12 protein-coding genes are annotated in these 16,515 nt (G+C 74.1%); 8 read left to right on the top strand and 4 right to left on the bottom strand.

The features are described 5' to 3' along the window. Positions 1-18: 18 nt before the first annotated feature. Positions 19-1,653, bottom strand: coding sequence for an acyl-CoA synthetase (locus tag ACIQFX_RS20605; RefSeq protein ID WP_402465171.1), 1,635 nt, complete (start codon positions 1,651-1,653; stop codon positions 19-21). A 174-nt stretch (positions 1,654-1,827) separates the two neighbouring features. Between ACIQFX_RS20605 and ACIQFX_RS20600 the strand changes: the two genes are divergently transcribed. The 8 genes from ACIQFX_RS20600 to ACIQFX_RS20565 all read left to right on the top strand — a co-directional run bounded on the left by ACIQFX_RS20600 (position 1,828) and on the right by ACIQFX_RS20565 (position 10,681). After that, complete coding sequence (locus tag ACIQFX_RS20600; RefSeq protein WP_402465168.1) at positions 1,828-2,628, top strand: crotonase/enoyl-CoA hydratase family protein; 801 nt, start codon at positions 1,828-1,830, stop codon at positions 2,626-2,628. Positions 2,629-2,850: 222 nt separating this feature from the next. Continuing rightward, a complete protein-coding gene (locus ACIQFX_RS20595; protein ID WP_402465165.1) occupies positions 2,851-3,810 on the top strand; it encodes a Zn-ribbon domain-containing OB-fold protein in 960 nt (319 codons plus the stop codon). After that, positions 3,807-4,865, top strand: coding sequence for a thiolase domain-containing protein (locus ACIQFX_RS20590; protein WP_402465162.1), 1,059 nt, complete (start codon positions 3,807-3,809; stop codon positions 4,863-4,865). Before ACIQFX_RS20595 ends, ACIQFX_RS20590 begins: the two co-directional genes overlap by 4 nt. Further along, on the top strand, positions 4,858-6,024 hold the full coding sequence (locus ACIQFX_RS20585; RefSeq protein WP_402465160.1) for a thiolase domain-containing protein: 1,167 nt from the start codon (positions 4,858-4,860) through the stop codon (positions 6,022-6,024). The genes ACIQFX_RS20590 and ACIQFX_RS20585 overlap by 8 nt, the downstream gene beginning before the upstream one ends. A 33-nt stretch (positions 6,025-6,057) precedes the next feature. Continuing rightward, on the top strand, positions 6,058-6,468 hold the full coding sequence (locus tag ACIQFX_RS20580; RefSeq protein ID WP_402465158.1) for an ACT domain-containing protein: 411 nt from the start codon (positions 6,058-6,060) through the stop codon (positions 6,466-6,468). A gap of 460 nt (positions 6,469-6,928) precedes the next feature. Beyond that, positions 6,929-9,742: an ATP-binding protein gene (locus tag ACIQFX_RS20575; protein ID WP_402465629.1), complete on the top strand. Its 2,814-nt coding sequence runs from the start codon at positions 6,929-6,931 to the stop codon at positions 9,740-9,742. Positions 9,743-9,798: 56 nt separating this feature from the next. Then, a complete protein-coding gene (locus ACIQFX_RS20570; protein ID WP_024757478.1) occupies positions 9,799-10,299 on the top strand; it encodes a hypothetical protein in 501 nt (166 codons plus the stop codon). 16 nt (positions 10,300-10,315) lie between these two features. Further along, entirely contained in the window at positions 10,316-10,681 is a 366-nt protein-coding gene (locus ACIQFX_RS20565) for an RNA-binding S4 domain-containing protein (RefSeq protein WP_367826459.1), read from the top strand. A gap of 51 nt (positions 10,682-10,732) precedes the next feature. On the opposite strand, the gene ACIQFX_RS20560 is transcribed toward ACIQFX_RS20565, so the two are convergent. The 3 genes from ACIQFX_RS20560 to ACIQFX_RS20550 all read right to left on the bottom strand — a co-directional run bounded on the left by ACIQFX_RS20560 (position 10,733) and on the right by ACIQFX_RS20550 (position 16,487). Continuing rightward, a complete protein-coding gene (locus ACIQFX_RS20560; RefSeq protein WP_402465154.1) occupies positions 10,733-12,931 on the bottom strand; it encodes a germacradienol/geosmin synthase in 2,199 nt (732 codons plus the stop codon). Between the two features lie 161 nt (positions 12,932-13,092). Beyond that, positions 13,093-15,045 (bottom strand): N-acetylmuramoyl-L-alanine amidase, encoded by a 1,953-nt coding sequence (locus ACIQFX_RS20555; protein WP_402465152.1) that lies wholly within the window; start codon positions 15,043-15,045, stop codon positions 13,093-13,095. Between the two features lie 314 nt (positions 15,046-15,359). Beyond that, positions 15,360-16,487: an aminoglycoside phosphotransferase family protein gene (locus tag ACIQFX_RS20550; protein WP_402465150.1), complete on the bottom strand. Its 1,128-nt coding sequence runs from the start codon at positions 16,485-16,487 to the stop codon at positions 15,360-15,362. Between the last annotated feature and the right edge of the window lie 28 nt (positions 16,488-16,515).

Below are 16,515 nucleotides of genomic sequence, written 5' to 3'. Positions count from 1 at the left end.
GGGTCGGGCCGGGTCCGGTCACGGCGCGTCCGTGGACGCGTCCGCGGCCACCGCCACCGCGCGGGCCCAGCGGTAGTCCGCCTTGCCGCTGGGGGAGCGCTCGATGCGGTCGGCGAGGACCAGCTGGCGGGGGACCTTGTAGCCGGCGAGGCGGGAGCGGCAGTGGGCCTGGAGGGCGTCGAGGTCCAGTGGCGGCGCGTCCGGGCGGAGTTGGACGACGGCGGCGACGTGGTTGCCCCAGCGGGCGTCGGGGACGCCGGCGACGAGTGCGTCGTAGACGTCGGGGTGGGACTTGAGGGCCTGCTCGACCTCCTCCGGGTAGACCTTCTCGCCGCCGGTGTTGATGCACTGGGAGCCGCGTCCGAGGACGGTGACGACCCCCGTCTCGTCGACCGTCGCCATGTCGCCGAGGAGGACCCAGCGCACCCCGTCGCGCTCGAAGAAGGTCTCGGCGGTCTTCGCGGGGTCGTTGTAGTAGCCGAGCGGGACGTGGCCCCGCTGCGCGAGGCGCCCGGTCTCGCCCGCCGCGACGGGCACGCGGGTCACCGGGTCGACCACCTGGGTGCGTTCGTTGACGTGGAGCCGGAAGCCCTTGGCCGGTCCGGAGTCGTCGGTGGCGCGGCCGTTGGAACCGGACTCGGTGGAGCCGAAGTTGTTGAGCAGCAGCACGTGCGGCATGAGCTCCTGGAGCTGGGCCCGCACGGTGTCGGACATGATCGCCCCGGAGGAGGACAGGCTGAACAGGGCGGACAGGTCCGTGTCCTTGAGGGGCCCGCGCAGCGCGTCCACGAGCGGGCGCAGCATCGCGTCGCCCACCAGGGAGATGCTGGAGACCTTCTCCTTCTCCAGTGTGCGGAGGACCTCCTCCGGCACGTACTTGCGGTGCAGGACGACCCGCTGGCCGTAGTCGAAGGCGATGAACGCGGTCAGGGTGGAGGTGCCGTGCATCAGCGGCGGCGCGGGGAAGAACGTGATGCCGGCGCCGCCGGCGGCGACGCGCTCGGCGAGCTCCTCGGGGCGCTTCACCGGCTCGCCCGAGGGGTCGCCGCCGAAGAGGCCCGCGAAGAACAGGTCCTCCTGGCGCCACAGGACGCCCTTGGGCATGCCGGTGGTGCCGCCCGTGTAGATGATGAACAGGTCGTCCGCCGAGCGGGGGCCGAAGCCCCGCTCCGGCGAGCCCGCGGCCTCCGCGTCCTCGTACGCCACGCAGTCGAGCGCGGGTGCGTCCTCGCCCGGGGTCCCCACCCGCACGAGGTGCCGCAGCTTCTCCGTCTGCGGCAGCGCCGCCGCGACCCGCTCGGTGAACTCGGCGTCGAAGACGAGCGCGGTGAGGTCGGCGTCCCGGTAGAGGTAGACGAGTTCCTCCTCCACGTACCGGTAGTTGACGTTGACCGGCACGATCCTGGCCTTGAGGCAGGCGAGCACGGTCTGGAGGTACTCGACGCCGTTGTACAGGTGGAGGCCGAGGTGTTCGCCGGGCCGGACGCCCGCGTCGAGGAGGTGGTGGGCGATCCGGTTGGCGGCCTCGTCGAGTCCGGCGTAGGTGAGCCGGCGCTCCTCACCGGTCCCCGGATGGTCGACGTACACCAGCGCCTCGCGGTCGGGGACCACGTCGACCACCGATTCGAACAGGTCGGCAAGGTTGTACTCCACCGTTCCTCCTGACCCCGGTTCGCGCTCGCTCGCATGGACGTGGCGGTCATTAGAGCGCCGACCGGTCACCGGGGGAAGGGGGTGCGCAGAAGAATCTGACTGAGTGTCAGAAAACTATTGAACTGGACCCCCGGCTCCTGCAACCTGTTCCAGAACTGGAGACGGGAGACCCCCATGGGCGGCACCGAACACCTCAGCGTCCGGCGCGAAGGCGCCACGCTCGTCCTCACCTTGAACCGGCCCGACGCCAAGAACGCCCTCTCACTGCCGATGCTCGTCGGCCTCTACGACGGCTGGCTGGAGGCCGACGCCGACGACACCGTCCGCTCGGTCGTCCTCACCGGCGCCGGCGGCTCCTTCTGCGCCGGCATGGACCTCAAGGCCCTCGCCGGCAAGGGCATGGCGGGCGAGCAGTACCGGGACCGGCTCAAGGCCGACCCCGACCTGCACTGGAAGGCGATGCTGCGCCACCACCGGCCCCGCAAGCCCGTCATCGCGGCCGTCGAGGGGTACTGCGTCGCCGGCGGCACCGAGATCCTCCAGGGCACCGACATCAGGGTCGCCGCCGCCTCCGCCACCTTCGGCCTCTTCGAGGTCCGGCGCGGCCTCTTCCCCATCGGCGGCTCCACCGTCCGCCTGCCCCGCCAGATCCCCCGCACCCACGCCCTCGAAATGCTCCTCACGGGCCGCCCGTACACCGCCGACGAGGCCGCCCGCATCGGACTCGTCGGCCGCGTCGTGCCCGACGGCACCGCCCTCGACACCGCCCTCGACATCGCCGAACGGATCAACGCCTGCGGTCCGCTGGCCGTCGAGGCCGTCAAGGCGTCCGTGTACGAGACGGCCGAGATGACCGAGACCGAGGGCCTCGCCGCCGAACTGAAGCGCGGCTGGCCGATCTTCGACACGGCGGACGCGAAGGAGGGAGCGAAGGCCTTCGCGGAGAAGCGCCCCGCGGTGTACCGCCGGGAGTGACCCGCCCGCGGCCCCGCCGTACGGCCGGGAGCGAGCCGGCTCCGGTCCCGCCGTACGGCCGGGAGCGAGCCGCCGAAGTCCCGCCGCACGGCCGGGAGTCAGCCCGCCGCGACCCCGCCGCACGGCCGGAGTCAGCCCACCGCGGCCCCGCCGTACCGCCGGGAGCGACCCGCTCGCGGCCCCGCCCTCCCCCCACCCCGTCCGCCAGCAAGGAGCCCGCCCATGACCGTCACCCCACCGCCGGACCTCCTCCGCGCCCCTCTCGTCGTCGAGTTCCCCTTCACGCGCTCCCTCGGCCCCGTCCAGTCCGCGTTCCTCACCGGCCTGCGCGAGCGGACCCTCCTGGGTGTCCGGACGGAAAGCGGCCGGATCCTGGTCCCGCCGGTCGAGTACGACCCCGAGACCGCCGCCGAGCTCCGCGAGCTCGTCGAGGTCGGGGCCACCGGCACCGTCACCACCTGGGCCTGGAACCCGGAGCCCCGCGCGGGGCAGCCGCTCACGACCCCCTTCGCCTGGGTCCTGGTCCGCCTCGACGGCGCGGACACCTCCCTGCTCCACGTCCTGGACGCCCCCGGCCCCGAGGCCGTCCGCACCGGGATGCGCGTCCGCGTCCGATGGGCGGAGGAACGCGCCGGCGCGATCACCGACATCGCCTGCTTCGAACCGCACGAGAGCGCCGGAGGGGGCGGGACGCGCTACCACGACGGGGCCTTCGACGACCCCGTCACCGGCATCGTCGCCCCCGCCCGCCTGGACTACACGTACAGCCCGGGCCGCGCCCAGACCCGCTACCTGCACGCGCTCGCCGAGCGCCGCACCGTCGGCGAACGCTGCCCGTCCTGCGCGAAGGTGTACGTGCCGCCCCGCGGCGCCTGCCCCACCTGCGGGGTCGCCACCACCGACCGGGTCGAGGTCGGCCCGCGCGGCACGGTCACCACCTTCTGCATCGTCAACATCAAGGCGAAGAACCTCGACATCGACGTCCCGTACGTCTACGCCCACATCGCCCTCGACGGAGCCGGCCTCGCCCTCCACGGCCGCATCGCCGGCATCCCCTACGACCAGGTCCGGATGGGCCTGCGCGTCGAACCCGTGTGGAGCGACGACGGCCGCTACCCCGACCACTACCGGCCCTGCGGAGAACCCGACGCCGACTACGACACGTACAAGGAGCTGCTGTGACGCCGGACCGAGAGGTGGCGATCGTCGCCTTCGCGCAGAGCGACCACCTGCGCCGCACGGACGACCTCTCCGAGGTCGAGATGGTCATGCCCGTCCTGCACGAGGTGCTCCGGCAGACCGGGCTGAAGACGGCCGACATCGGCTTCACCTGCTCCGGCTCCTCCGACTACCTGGCCGGACGCGCCTTCTCCTTCACGATGGCCCTCGACGGCGTCGGCGCGTGGCCGCCGATCTCCGAGTCCCACGTGGAGACCGACGGCGCCTGGGCGCTGTACGAGGCCTGGGTGAAGCTGCTGACCGGCGAGGCGGACACCGCGCTCGTCTACTCCTACGGCAAGTCCTCGCCCGGGTCCGTCCGCGACGTCCTCACCCGCCAGCTCGACCCGTACTACCTGGCCCCGCTCTGGCCCGACTCCGTCGCCCTCGCCGCCCTCCAGGCGCAGGCGCTCGTCGACGCCGGAGCCACCGACGAAGCCGGTCTCGCGGCCGTCGCCGCCCGCAGCCGCGAGGACGCGCGGACCAACCCGCACGCCCAGCTGCCCGGCGCCCGCCCCCAGGGCGAGTACGTCGTCCGCCCCCTCCGCACCGGCGACTGCCCGCCGATCGGCGACGGCGCCGCCGCCGTGATCCTCGCCGCCGGGAACCGTGCCCGCGAACTCTGCTCCCGCCCCGCCTGGATCCGGGGCATGGACCACCGCATCGAGGCGCACTCCCTCGGCGTGCGCGACCTCACCGACTCGCCCTCCACCCGCCTCGCCGCACAACGCGCCGGAGCGTTCGACCGGCCCGTCGACACCGCCGAACTCCACGCGCCCTTCAGCGCCCAGGAGGTCGTCCTCACCCGGGCGCTCGGCCTCGGCGACGACGTCCGCGTCAACCCCTCCGGCGGAGCGCTCGCCGCCAACCCCGTGATGGCCGCGGGGCTCCTCCGGCTCGGCGAGGCCGCCGCCCGCATCCACCGGGGCGAGTCCGACCGGGCCCTCGCCCACGCCACCTCCGGCCCCTGCCTCCAGCAGAACCTGGTCGCCGTCCTGGAAGGGGACCCCCGTGCCTAAAGAACCCGTCGCCGTCGTCGGCATCGGCCAGACCAAGCACGTCGCCGCCCGCCGCGACGTCTCCCTCGCCGGGCTGGTCCGCGAGGCCGCCGTCCGCGCCCTCGCCGACGCGGAACTCACCTGGGCGGACGTCGACGCCGTCGTCATCGGCAAGGCCCCCGACTTCTTCGAGGGCGTGATGATGCCGGAGCTGTACCTCGCCGACGCGCTCGGCGCGGTCGGCAAACCCATGCTCCGGGTGCACACGGCCGGCTCGGTCGGCGGCTCCACCGCCCTCGTCGCCGCCAACCTGGTCTCCGCGCGCGTCCACCGGACCGTCCTCACCCTCGCGTTCGAGAAGCAGTCCGAGTCCAACGCCATGTGGGGCCTCTCCCTGCCCGTCCCCTTCCAGCAGCCGCTGCTCGCCGGCGCCGGCGGCTTCTTCGCCCCGCACGTCCGGGCCTACATGCGCCGCACCGGCGCCCCCGACACGATCGGCTCCCTCGTCGCGTACAAGGACCGGCGCAACGCCCTCAAGAACCCGTACGCCCACCTCCACGAGCACGACCTGACCCTGGAGCAGGTGCAGGCCTCCCCGATGCTCTGGGACCCCATCCGCTACTCCGAGACCTGCCCGTCCTCCGACGGCGCCTGCGCGATGGTCCTCACCGACCGTACGGGCGCCGCCCGTTCACCGCGCCCGCCCGCCTGGGTGCACGGCGGCGCCATGCGCAGCGAGCCCACCCTCTTCGCCGGCAAGGACTTCGTCTCCCCGAGGGCCGGCCGGGACTGCGCCGCCGACGTGTACCGCCAGGCCGGCGTCACCGATCCCCGGCGCGAGATCGACGCCGTCGAGATGTACGTGCCGTTCTCCTGGTACGAACCGATGTGGCTGGAGAACCTGGGCTTCGCCGCCGAGGGCGAGGGGTGGAAGCTCACCGAGGCCGGCGTCACCGAACTCGGCGGCGACCTCCCCGTGAACCCCTCGGGCGGCGTGCTCTCCACCAACCCCATCGGCGCCTCCGGCATGATCCGCTTCGCCGAGGCCGCCCTCCAGGTGCGCGGCGCGGCGGGCGAGCACCAGGTCGACGGCGCCCGCCGGGCACTCGGCCACGCCTACGGCGGCGGCGCCCAGTTCTTCTCGATGTGGCTCGTCGCGGACACCCCGCCGGCCACCTGAGACCGGCCGCCCGGGGCGCCCACGCCGGCGGGCATGACAGCGGAACGTGATCTGACCCGGCTCCTCGCCGGGATGCGGCCGGACCTCGACCCCGGCCGGTACGTCTTCACCACGGTGGACGGCCCCGCCCCGGCCGGGGTCGCCCCGGTGGTGACCGTCGCCGAGCCCGAGGGCCTCACCCTCGTCGTACGCCAGGAGGAGGCGGACGCCGCCGGCCTCCCGTACGACTACATGGCGGGCCGGATCACCCTGCGGATCCACTCCGCGCTCGACGCCGTCGGACTGACGGCCGCCGTCGCGGGCGCACTCGCCGAGGCGGGCATGAGCTGCAACGTGGTGGCTGGATTCCACCACGACCACCTGTTCGTCGAACGTGCCCGGGCCGAGGAGGCGTTGACCGTTCTGCACCGAATCGCGGAGCGGTCGGGAAGCTTCCCCGATTGACCGTTGCATACCGTGCCAACCGGCGTACGCTGGGGCTTTCGCGGGGCCACCCGCCGGGCGCCGCCCCTCGTGCGCTGGGCGTACGCCCTCGGTGTGGGGGTGGAACGTGGCACGACAGGGCGGCCGACCGGCCCGTCAGGGATTCGGCCTCTTCGAACGCGAGACGGCGCTCGCGGCGGCCGAGGACGCGCTGGACCTCCTCACCGGACTGGCCGACGACCCGCCCTGGCCCGACCCGGTCCCCGTCCCCGCGCCCCGCCGCGCCCGCGGCCCCCACCTCGTCGCCGTCCCCGACACCCCCGCCGCCCACGACGCCGCCGCCCCGGGCGACGGCGGCGCACGGACGGACGCCGGGACACCTCAGGACGCCGGGACATCCCAGCACCCCGGGTCGCCCCGGGGCGACCACCCCGCCCCGGGCGGCAGCGCCCCGGCGGACACCGCACGCCACCCCGCCGACCTGGCACCGGACCGGCCCCGTGCCGCCCGACGCGGCGGCGTCCTCGCCTACGCCGCGCCCGCCGGACTCGGCAAGACCACCCTGCTCGCCGAGATCCGCCGCCGCGCGGCGGCCCGCGGCTGCACCGTCCTCTCCGCACGCGGCGGCGACCAGGAGCAGCGCGTCGCCTTCCACGTCGCCCGGCAGCTCCTCCAGCCCCAGCTCGCCCACGCGAGCGACACCGAACTGCGCGAACGACTCGGCTCCTGGTACGACATCATCGGCCCCGCCCTCGGGCTGCGCGCCGCTGCCGACGGCTCCCCGCCCGACCCGCAGGGCCTGCGGGACGGACTCGACTGGGTCCTGACCCACCTCGCCGTGCGCCGCGCCCCGCTGGTCGTGGTCGTCGACGACGCCCACTGGGCCGACCCCGAGTCCCTCGGCTGGCTCGCCGCCTTCGCGCCGCGCGCCGAAGAGCTCCCCATGCTCCTCGTCGTCGCCTACCGTCCCGACGAACTCCCCGACGAGGGAGCCGAGTTCACCGGACACCGATCAGGCCGGCGGCCCCTGGGCCTGGCCCCGCTCACCTTCGACGCCATCGCAAGCCTGGTCCGCGACCGGGTCGGCGCCCACGCCGACGACGCGTTCTGCCGCGAATGCTGGACGGTCACCTCCGGCAACCCCTTCGAGGCGGTCGAACTCGCCGCCAAGGTCCGCGACCACGGCCTGGAACCCACCGCGGGCGGCGCCCACGCACTCCGCGACCTCGCCGCCGCCCTCAAGGGCAGCGGACTCGTCACCCGCCTCGAACGACTCGGCCCCGCGACCGTCCGCCTCGCCTGGGCCTGCGCCGTCCTCGGCACCGAGATCTCCCCGCAGCTCGCCGGAGCCGTCGCCGGCCTCGGCGGCGAGGCGGTCGCCGACTGCGCCGAGCGGCTGCGCGAGGCCCGCGTCCTCGCCGAGGCCGACGACCCCGACGACCCGCTCGAATTCGTCCACCCCCTCATCGCCACCACCGTCTACCGCTCCATCCCCGCCGCCACCCGCGTCGCCCTGCACGGCCAGGCCGCCTGGTGCGTCGTAGACGCCGGACTCGGCCCCACCGCCGCCGCCCGGCACCTCCTGGAGACCCACCCCGAGGGCGACCCGTGGGTCGTCGGCCGGCTCCGCGCCGCCGCCGGCGAGAACCTCCGCGCCGGCGCGCCCGACGCGGCCCGCCGCTTCCTCGCCCGCGCCCTGCGCGAGCCCCCCGCCCCCGACGACCGGGCCGCGGTCCTCTTCGAACTCGGCTGCTCGTCCCTCCTCACCGAACCCGCCACCACCGTCAACCACCTGCGGGCCGCCTTGGAGGAGCCCGTCTCCGACCCCGCGCTCCGCCACGGCATCGTCTACCGCCTGTCGCAGGTCCTCGCCCACAGCGACCGCCTCGTCGAGGCGTCCGAGCTCCTCGGCCGCGAGGCCCGGCAGACCACCGACGCCCGCAGCAGGCTCCGCATGCAGGCCGAGAAGTTCATGTGGGACGCCTTCCGCGCCGACGAACCCGAGTCACCGGCACGCTCCCGCCGCCTCACAGCCCTCGCCGACCGGCTCACCGGCCGCGACCTCACCGAGCGGTACATCATCGGCCTGCGCGCCTGGGACGCCACCCTGCGCGCCGAACCCTCCGCAGTCGCCGTCGGGCACGCCGAGCGCGCCCTCGAAGGCGGCCTCAGCTGGGCGGACGAGAGCCGCGGTTTCGAGGTCCCGGTCCTCACCGCCCTCGCCTTCCTCTACGCCGACCGCCCCGGCCGCGCCGAGGAGCTCTTCGCCGCCGGCACCGCCGAGTTCGAGCGCCAGGGCTGGCGCGGCGCCCACCTCTCCTTCGCGTACACCCTGCTCGGCTACATCCGCTACCGCCGCGGCCGGCTCGTCGAGGCCGAGGACTTCGTGCGGGCCGGACTGCGCCTGTCCGAACGCGTTGGACCGCGCACCCCCGCCCAGTGGTACGCGGTCGGCGTCATGGTCGAGGTGCTCCTGGCCCGCGGCCGCGTCGACGAGGCCGCCCGCATCGCCGACGCGCACGACTTCGGCGAGCCGTTCCCCGCCGCCGTCACCTTCCCCGACTCCCAGACCGTCCACGCCGAACTGCTGCTCGCCCGCGGTCGCACCGAGGAGGCCGCCGCCGAGCTGGCCGCCGTCGGCCGCCGGCTCGACCCACGCGGCATGCGCAACCCCGCCTGGTGCCCCTGGCAGCTCCACCTGGCCGTCGCCGAGGCCGCCACGACCCCGGTGACCGCCCGCAGGACCGCCGAGGACGCCGTCGCCCGCGCCCGCCAGTACGGTGCGCCCTCCGCGATCGGCTCGGCGCTCCGGGTCACCGCCGAGGTCTCCGAGCCCTCCGCCCGCGTGAAGCTCCTGGAGGAGTCCGTCGACTGGCTCGGCCAGTCGCCCGCCGCGTACGAGCTGGCCCGCTCCCTCGTCGCGCTCGGCGCAGCCCTGCGCCGTACCGAACGCGCCGGTGAGGCCGCCGAGCACCTGTACCGGGGCCTGGAGGCCGCCCAGGACTGCGGCGCCGACGGCCTCGTCGAGGAGGCGCGCGCCGAGCTCGCGGCGGCCGGACTGCGCCCGCGCCCGCTCCACCCCGCCGGCACGGACACGCTCACCGCGCGTGAGCGCGCCGCCGCCGAGCTCACCCTCCGCGACCGGGACGCGTCCGCCGTCCTCGGCGTCGACGCGGCCGCCGTCGGCCGACTGCTCTCGGCCGTCTACCGGAAGCTCGGCACCGACCGCACCGGCCTCGCCCAGGCCCTCCGGAAGACGGACCGGGAGCCCCGGGAGCCCGGCGCGGAGGGCTGACCGCCCCGTGCCGCCCGGCGCGTCGCATCCCGCGCCGGGACACGTACCATGGCCGTATGTCCTTCCTCCGCCGCCGCAGCGCCGCCACACCCGCGGGCCCGGACTTCGATGTCCTGGCCATGGATCCGGGAGACTGGCCCGGCAATCTCGGCGCCGGTCTGCTGCCCGCCCCCGACGGCTCCTGTCAGGGCGTGTTCCTCCGGTACGACCTCTTCGGCGGCCGCGGCCCCGCGATGATCATCGGCAACCTGCCCGAGGGCTCGCCGGCGCGCGAGCTCGCCGACGGGCAGATCCCCTTCGAGGTGGCGCAGCTCCTCGCCGCCCTGGAGAACGACGAGCCGGTCGAGGTGCTCGACACCGAGGACGTTCCCGTCATGCAGGGCGACAACCTCCTGATCGTGCGGCGGCTCAAGCTCTCCGAGAGCCGCATCTCCTGCGTCCAGTTCGACCGCAGCGACAACGTCCTCGTGACGATCGCCAGTTGGGACCGGCCGATCACCGACGACCTGTACGCGCTGCTCAAGCCGCTGCCCGCCGAGCTGTTCCAGCAGGGCTGACGGGGAGCGGGGGCCGATGAGCGCGCGCGTCGACAGCTGGATCTGGGCGGTCCGACTCACCAAGACCCGCTCCCAGTCCGCCGCGGCCTGCCGGGCCGGGCACGTGAAGGTCAACGGCGAACGGGCCAAGCCCGCGCAGCCGGTGAAGCCCGGCGACGAGGTCAGGATCTTCCACGGCGGCCGGGAGCGGATCGTCGAGGTCAAGGAGCTCCACACCAAGCGCGTCGGCCCGCCCGTCGCCGCCGAGGCCTTCGTGGACAACAGCCCGCCCCCGCCGCCGCGCGAACACGTCGCCGTCGCGGCCGTCCGCGACCGGGGCGCCGGCCGCCCCACCAAGCGCGACCGCCGCGAGCTCGACGAACTCCGCGGCCGACGCGCCTGAAACGCCGTACCGAAGGCCTCCGGGAACCCTCCCGGAGGCCTTCGGCGTCTCTCAGCGCCGCCCCGTGCCGAGCAGGTCGGAGATCCGCGCCGCCGAGGTGCCGATTCCCGAGGGCCCGCGCCGCAGCAGCGCGCCGCCGCTTCCCGCGCGCACGTCCTCCGCGCCGTAGCGGCGTACCTTCCGGTGCCAGTGGAGGACACCGGCGAGCCAGTCCTCCAGCTCCCGCAGGTACGCCTCGAACGCCGCCCGCCCCGTTGCGTCGAGCCCGAAGTCCTCGTACAGCAAAGGCACTTCACGCTGCTTCAGGTGCTCGTACTGGCGCAGCCTGCCCCGCATCAGGTCCGCGACCATCGCCACCGCCGTCGGATAGTCGCAGTCGAAGAACTTCTGGAGCACCAGCACGCCGTTGTGCACCTCGCCCTCGACCTCGATCTCCTTCTGGTACGAGAAGAGGTCGTTGACCAGGGCGCCGTAGTCCATCACCGCGTTCTCCAGGCTGCGGACCGTGCCCGACCGGAAGACCTCCGGGGGCAGCGTCGCGTCCTGCCGCAGCCGGCACAGCAGCATGGTCAGCTCGGACCCGAAGGTGCTGCGCCGCATCTCGACGTAGTCGACCGGGTCGGGGACCCGGTGCTGCACCACGTTGTGCAGCTCCCACATCCAGCTGTCGAGCATCGCGTCGAGCGCGGCCCGCAGCTGCTCCCGCGCCTCCGGAGGCATCGGGGCGGCGGTCCGCTCCCAGACGTCCGCGAGGGAGCGCTCCAGCGGGTTCGCCGCGCGGGCCGCGCCGGTCGAGGGCTCGTCGAGCGGCATGCACGCCTTGAGCCGGTCGGTCTGCTCCTTCGCGCCGGCCAGGGAGCCCGTGCGTCCGAAGAAGGCCGGGTAGTAGTCGTCGGCGTAGGTGCCCCAGGTGAGCCAGTCGGCGCTGAGCTTCAGCTGCTCGGGGGACGCGTCCGGGTCGAGGCCGGCGGCGCACAGCGCGAGGTCGAAGCCCTCCGCGGCCGGCCGGTCCCACAGGTCGTCGAGGAGCCCCATCCGCTCGGCCCAGTCCACCGTGTGCCGGGCCGCCTCCGGGTGGTGGGGGTTGATCGTGAGGGGGTACGGCAGGTCGAGCTCGGGCAGCAGCGACGGGCCCACGTGCTGGTGCGGCGCGTGGGTGAACGCCCGGTGGCGTGCGGCGGCCGGGCGCCCGAACAGGGTCCGGATGTCGAGCGCGGAGGTGCCGAGGACGCCGTCGAGCCGCGAAGGCCCGGCGACCATGCCCTCGTTCATGTACCGGCTGGAGCGCATGTGCCACTCGTGGCCGCCGGACTGCCAGTCCTGGAGCCCCTTCGCGTACGCCGCCACGGCCGCGCACTCGGCCGGGCTCAGCCCCCGCTCCGCGGCGAGCAGCGGCACCTCGGTCAGCGCGGTGTTCTCGAACTGCTGGACGCGCGAGGTCAGCAGGTCGTTGACCGCGTTCGCGGCCTCCTGCGTCGTGCAGCCGAGGAACCGTTCCAGGACCAGGACGCCGTTGCTGTTCTCGCCCTCCTCCTCCACCTCGCGCTGGTACGAGAAGAGGTCGTTGCGCAGGTGCACGGCGTCCGAGAAGGAGTCCCTGAGCACCCGCAGCGGCCGCGAGTACGCCACCTGGGCGGGGACCTCGGCACCCGCCGCGTACTCGACGAGTCCGGCCGACCAGGGCGCCCCGCCCACCTTGCGGCGCATCTCGATGTATTCGAGCGGGTTGGCGACCCGCCCGTCGTTGATGTTGTCGAGCTCCCAGAGCGACTCGTAGAGCAGGTGCTCCGTCGCCTCCGCGAACCGGACGCGCCACCCCTCGGACATCGACGGGACCGTCCGCCGCCACAGGTCCGCGAGGCCCGCCTCGACGGGGTTGGTCGGCTCGGGCATGCCGTTCGCCGGGTCCGCCGGCATGAACATCGGCAGCCGGTCCAGGTAGGCCTTGCTGCCCGCCCGGTCCTGGGTGCGCTTGAAGACCTCCAGGAAGTGGTCGTCGAAGAAGAAGACCCAGGTGTACCAGTCGGTGACGAGGTCGAGGGCCCCACTGTCGCAGTCGGGGTGGGTGTACGAGCAGAGCAGCGCGTAGTCGTGCGCTTCGAGGTCGTGCTCCTCCCAGACGCCCGAGCCCTCCAGCATCCCCATCGCGCGCGCCCAGTCACGCGTGTGCGTGCGGGCGGTCTCCACGTGGGGATTGAGCCGCGCCGGATACGGAACATAGAAATCCGGCATAACGAAGGGCTGAGGCATGTGTGGAGGGGCCTTCCGGTGAGCGGGGTCACTGTGCGGGCCCAGCCTTACCCGTCGCCCGGACGGCGCACGCGATCTCCCGAATAGTCGTATGAACGCCGAAGGGGTGGTGCCGGACCACCCGCCCGGCGCCACCCCCCCACCTTTCGGCCAGGCCCCCGTCAGCCTTGGGAAACCCGCACGTCAGCGGCCTTCACAAAGGCGACCCGATGGCCGAACTGGATCTCGTAGTACTCCTCCTGCCCCCGGACCACCCGGTGGTCCGTCGGGTCGAACACCGGCGCGAAGTAGTACTCGCCCGGCGTGCGTCCCCCCACCACGTACCGCTGCCCGGCGAGCAGCTTGTACGGCAGCGGCGACACCGACTGCACCGGCACGCCCGCCGGGTACGCCGACGCCTCCGGATACGCCCGCCCGTACACCGGCACCTCGGCGAGGCCCTCCCGAGGGGTCAGGACCTTCCCCCGCGCGTTCACCGCCGTCGGCTCCTGCCGCGGATTGTGGAACCAGGCCTTCTGCCCGAGGTACCAGACCGCCGTCCAGTCCCCCTGGCGCTCCGCCACCGCGAAGCTCTGCCCCGTGGACGCGCGCGCCCCGGTGTCGTTGACCCCGGTGGTCGAGTCCTGCCCGCCCGGCCGCAGGCCGACGTCCTTCACGAGCGGGGCGTCGGCGCTCGGCGCGGTGTGCAGGCGCACCGCCCCGCTGCCGTGCGGCGCGCACGCCTCGCCCGCCGTCACGCAGCCCGTGTAGACGGGCCGGTGGGCGCCGTAGTCCGGCCGGATCGTGACGACGCCCGCGTGCGGACCGGCGCTCGGCGTGATCGGACGGCCGAGCAGCTTGAAGTAGTGTGCCCAGTCCCAGTACGGCCCCGGGTCCGTGTGCATGCCCCGGATCGTGGACGTCACGGTGCCGGGCACGTTGTCGTGCCCCAGGACGTGCTGCCGGTCGAGCGGGATGTCGTACCGGTCGGCGAGGTACCGCACCAGGCGCGCCGACGTCCGGTACATCGCCTCCGTGTACCAGGAGTCGGGCGAGGTCAGGAAGCCCTCGTGCTCCAACCCCACCGACTTGGCGTTCACGAACCAGTTGCCCGCGTGCCAGCCGACGTCCTTCAGCGGGAGGTGCTGCGCGATGTGCCCGTCGGAGGACCGCAGCGAGTACTGCCACGACACGTACGTCGGGTCCTGCACCAGCTTCAGGGTGACGTCCCAGGTGGCCTCGGTGTCGTGGATCACGATGTAGTCGATCGACTGGGACGCCGGCCGGTTCGCCTTGTCGTGGTTCCCGTAGTCCCCGTCCCCGAACTCCTCGTACGGCGCCGGGATCCACTCGCAGGCCACCGAACGCGGGCACTCCACGGGACCGCCGGCCGGCCGCCGCAGCCCCAGGCGGTCCACCTGCTCCGTGGCGGGCGCGACCCCGGGGGCGGCGGCGAGCGTCACGACCTGGCCGCTGTCCGTCGTCCGTGACTCCCCGGTCCGGATCACGTCGAACACGTCGTTCGCGTACGTGGTGGCCGTCGCCGAGTCGTCGGCACCGGAGTACGCCGCCACCGCCCCGTACCAGTCCGCCGGATCCGTACCGGCCGACAGGCCCGACTCCCGCTGGGCGGCCGCGAGGAGCGCCGCCCCGCCCTCGATGTTCGCGGCCGTACTGGTCCGCAGCTCCTCCGCCGGGATCCCGGACAGCGCGGACGCCCGCTCCAGGGTCCGCAGCCGGGCCGGCAGCCGCTCCGGGGACGGAACCTCCGCCACCGCGCCCGAACGCACCGCCCGCGAGGCGTCCCCGCGCGCGTCCTCCTCCGCACCGGAGTGGTGCGGGGCGGCCTCCGCCAGCGCCGTCACGGCGTCCGTCAGGTGCATCGGCCCGTAACCGCCGGTCACGCTGGGCGCGCCACCGTGCGCGTCCCACCGCGACTGCAGGTACGAGACGGCGAGCAGCACGCTCTCCGGCACCCCGTGGCGCGCGGCCGCCCGCGCGAACTGCCCCTGGAGGGACCCCGGCTCGGGGGCGTCGGCACCCGCCTGCGGCGCGGCGGACAGCAGGGGCAGCAGCAGGGCGGCGGACGCCACGGCGCCCACCGCCCGGCGCGGCGGCGTACGTCTGCGGGACACGGAACGGAGCAAGGCAGCCTCCAGGGGCGTGGGGTGACACGGGGGCGTGCGGGACCGAACCCGTACAGGGGTATCCGGTCCCGGACGATCCGTCAATCACGCCTGCGCGCAAGGAAGTTCCCACGTCAGAGCGGGAACGGAGGCCAGGTGGCGGAGTTTCGCGGAGACGGGTCCCGGGCCTGGGACGCGTCAGTGGAGTGGACCAATGACCGAAGGCGCGGCCCGCTGGTGACTCCGGACGAGCAGGTGCGCCGCGTCCCGGTGTGTCGGCACCGGGCGCACGGCGCACCCCCCGTTTCGTCGGTCGGGCCCCTTCAGCGCGTCCCGACCGCCGCGCGCACGGCCCGCCGTGCCATGGCGCAGTCGTCGTGCAGCCGCCTCAGGAGCAGCCGCTGTTCCTCACCGGGGGCGAGCGCCCCCGAGGGCACCGGTACGGAACCGGCCGGCGGGGCCTCCTTCATGGTCCGCTGCACCGCCGTCTCGTAGGTCCGGATCTCCCGCGTCAGCACGATCATCAGGTTCACCAGGAAGGCGTCCCGGGACGCCGGTCCCGCCTGCTGGGCGAGCTGACTGATCTGGCGCCGGGCCAGCGGCGCGTCACCGAGCACCGACCACAGCGTCGCCAGGTCGTAGCCGGGCAGGTACCAGCCCGCGTGCTCCCAGTCGACGAGGACCGGACCGGCCGGGGAGAGCAGGATGTTGGAGAGCAGGGCGTCACCGTGGCAGAACTGCCCCATGCCCTGCCGACCGCCCGCGTGCGCCAGACCGTGCAGCAGCTTCTGCAGGTCGTCCCGGTCCCGGTCGGTGAAGAGACCGAGCTCGTGGTAGCGCGCGATCCGGGCGCCGTAGTCCAGCGGGGCGTCGAACGTCCCGGCCGGCGGACGCCAGGCGTTGAGCCGGGCGACCGCGCCGAGCGCGGCCCGCACGTCGGCCCGCGGCGGCGCCTCCACGGGGTGGCGCGACAGCGCCGCCGCCCGTCCGGGCATCCGCTCGATCACCAGCGTGCAGTTCTCCGGGTCCGCCGCGATCAGCCGCGGCGCCCGCACCGGCGGACGGTGGCGGACGAAGGAGCGGTAGGAAGCTATCTCGTGCTGGAACCGCTCGACCCACGCGGGGGAGTGGTCCAGTAAACACTTCGCGACCGCCGTGGTCCGCCCGGTCGTCCCGACGATGAGTACGGAACGTCCGCTGCGCCGCAGCACCTGCACCGGGTTGAACTCCGGGCAGATCCGGTGGACCGAGGCGATCGCCATCTTCAGCTGCGCCCCCTGGGGGCCTGACAGATCGATTCTTCCGCTGACCGGCTGCGTACCGGTGCCGCCCGCCCAGCGCCTGGGCCGGACGGCCTGGGTCACGGGGGCGAGGTACGGACCGGCGCCGGCGGGGACGATGCGGTGCTGCGGCCGGGGCGGGGCGGACACGGAGGACGATGCTGTGTACATGGGTGACAGATCCCTTCGTGGCCGACGA

Origin of the sequence: Streptomyces sp. NPDC093089, from assembly GCF_044754405.1 — a bacterium.
GTDB lineage: Bacteria > Actinomycetota > Actinomycetes > Streptomycetales > Streptomycetaceae > Streptomyces.
This window is presented reverse-complemented; position numbering and strand designations above follow the sequence as displayed.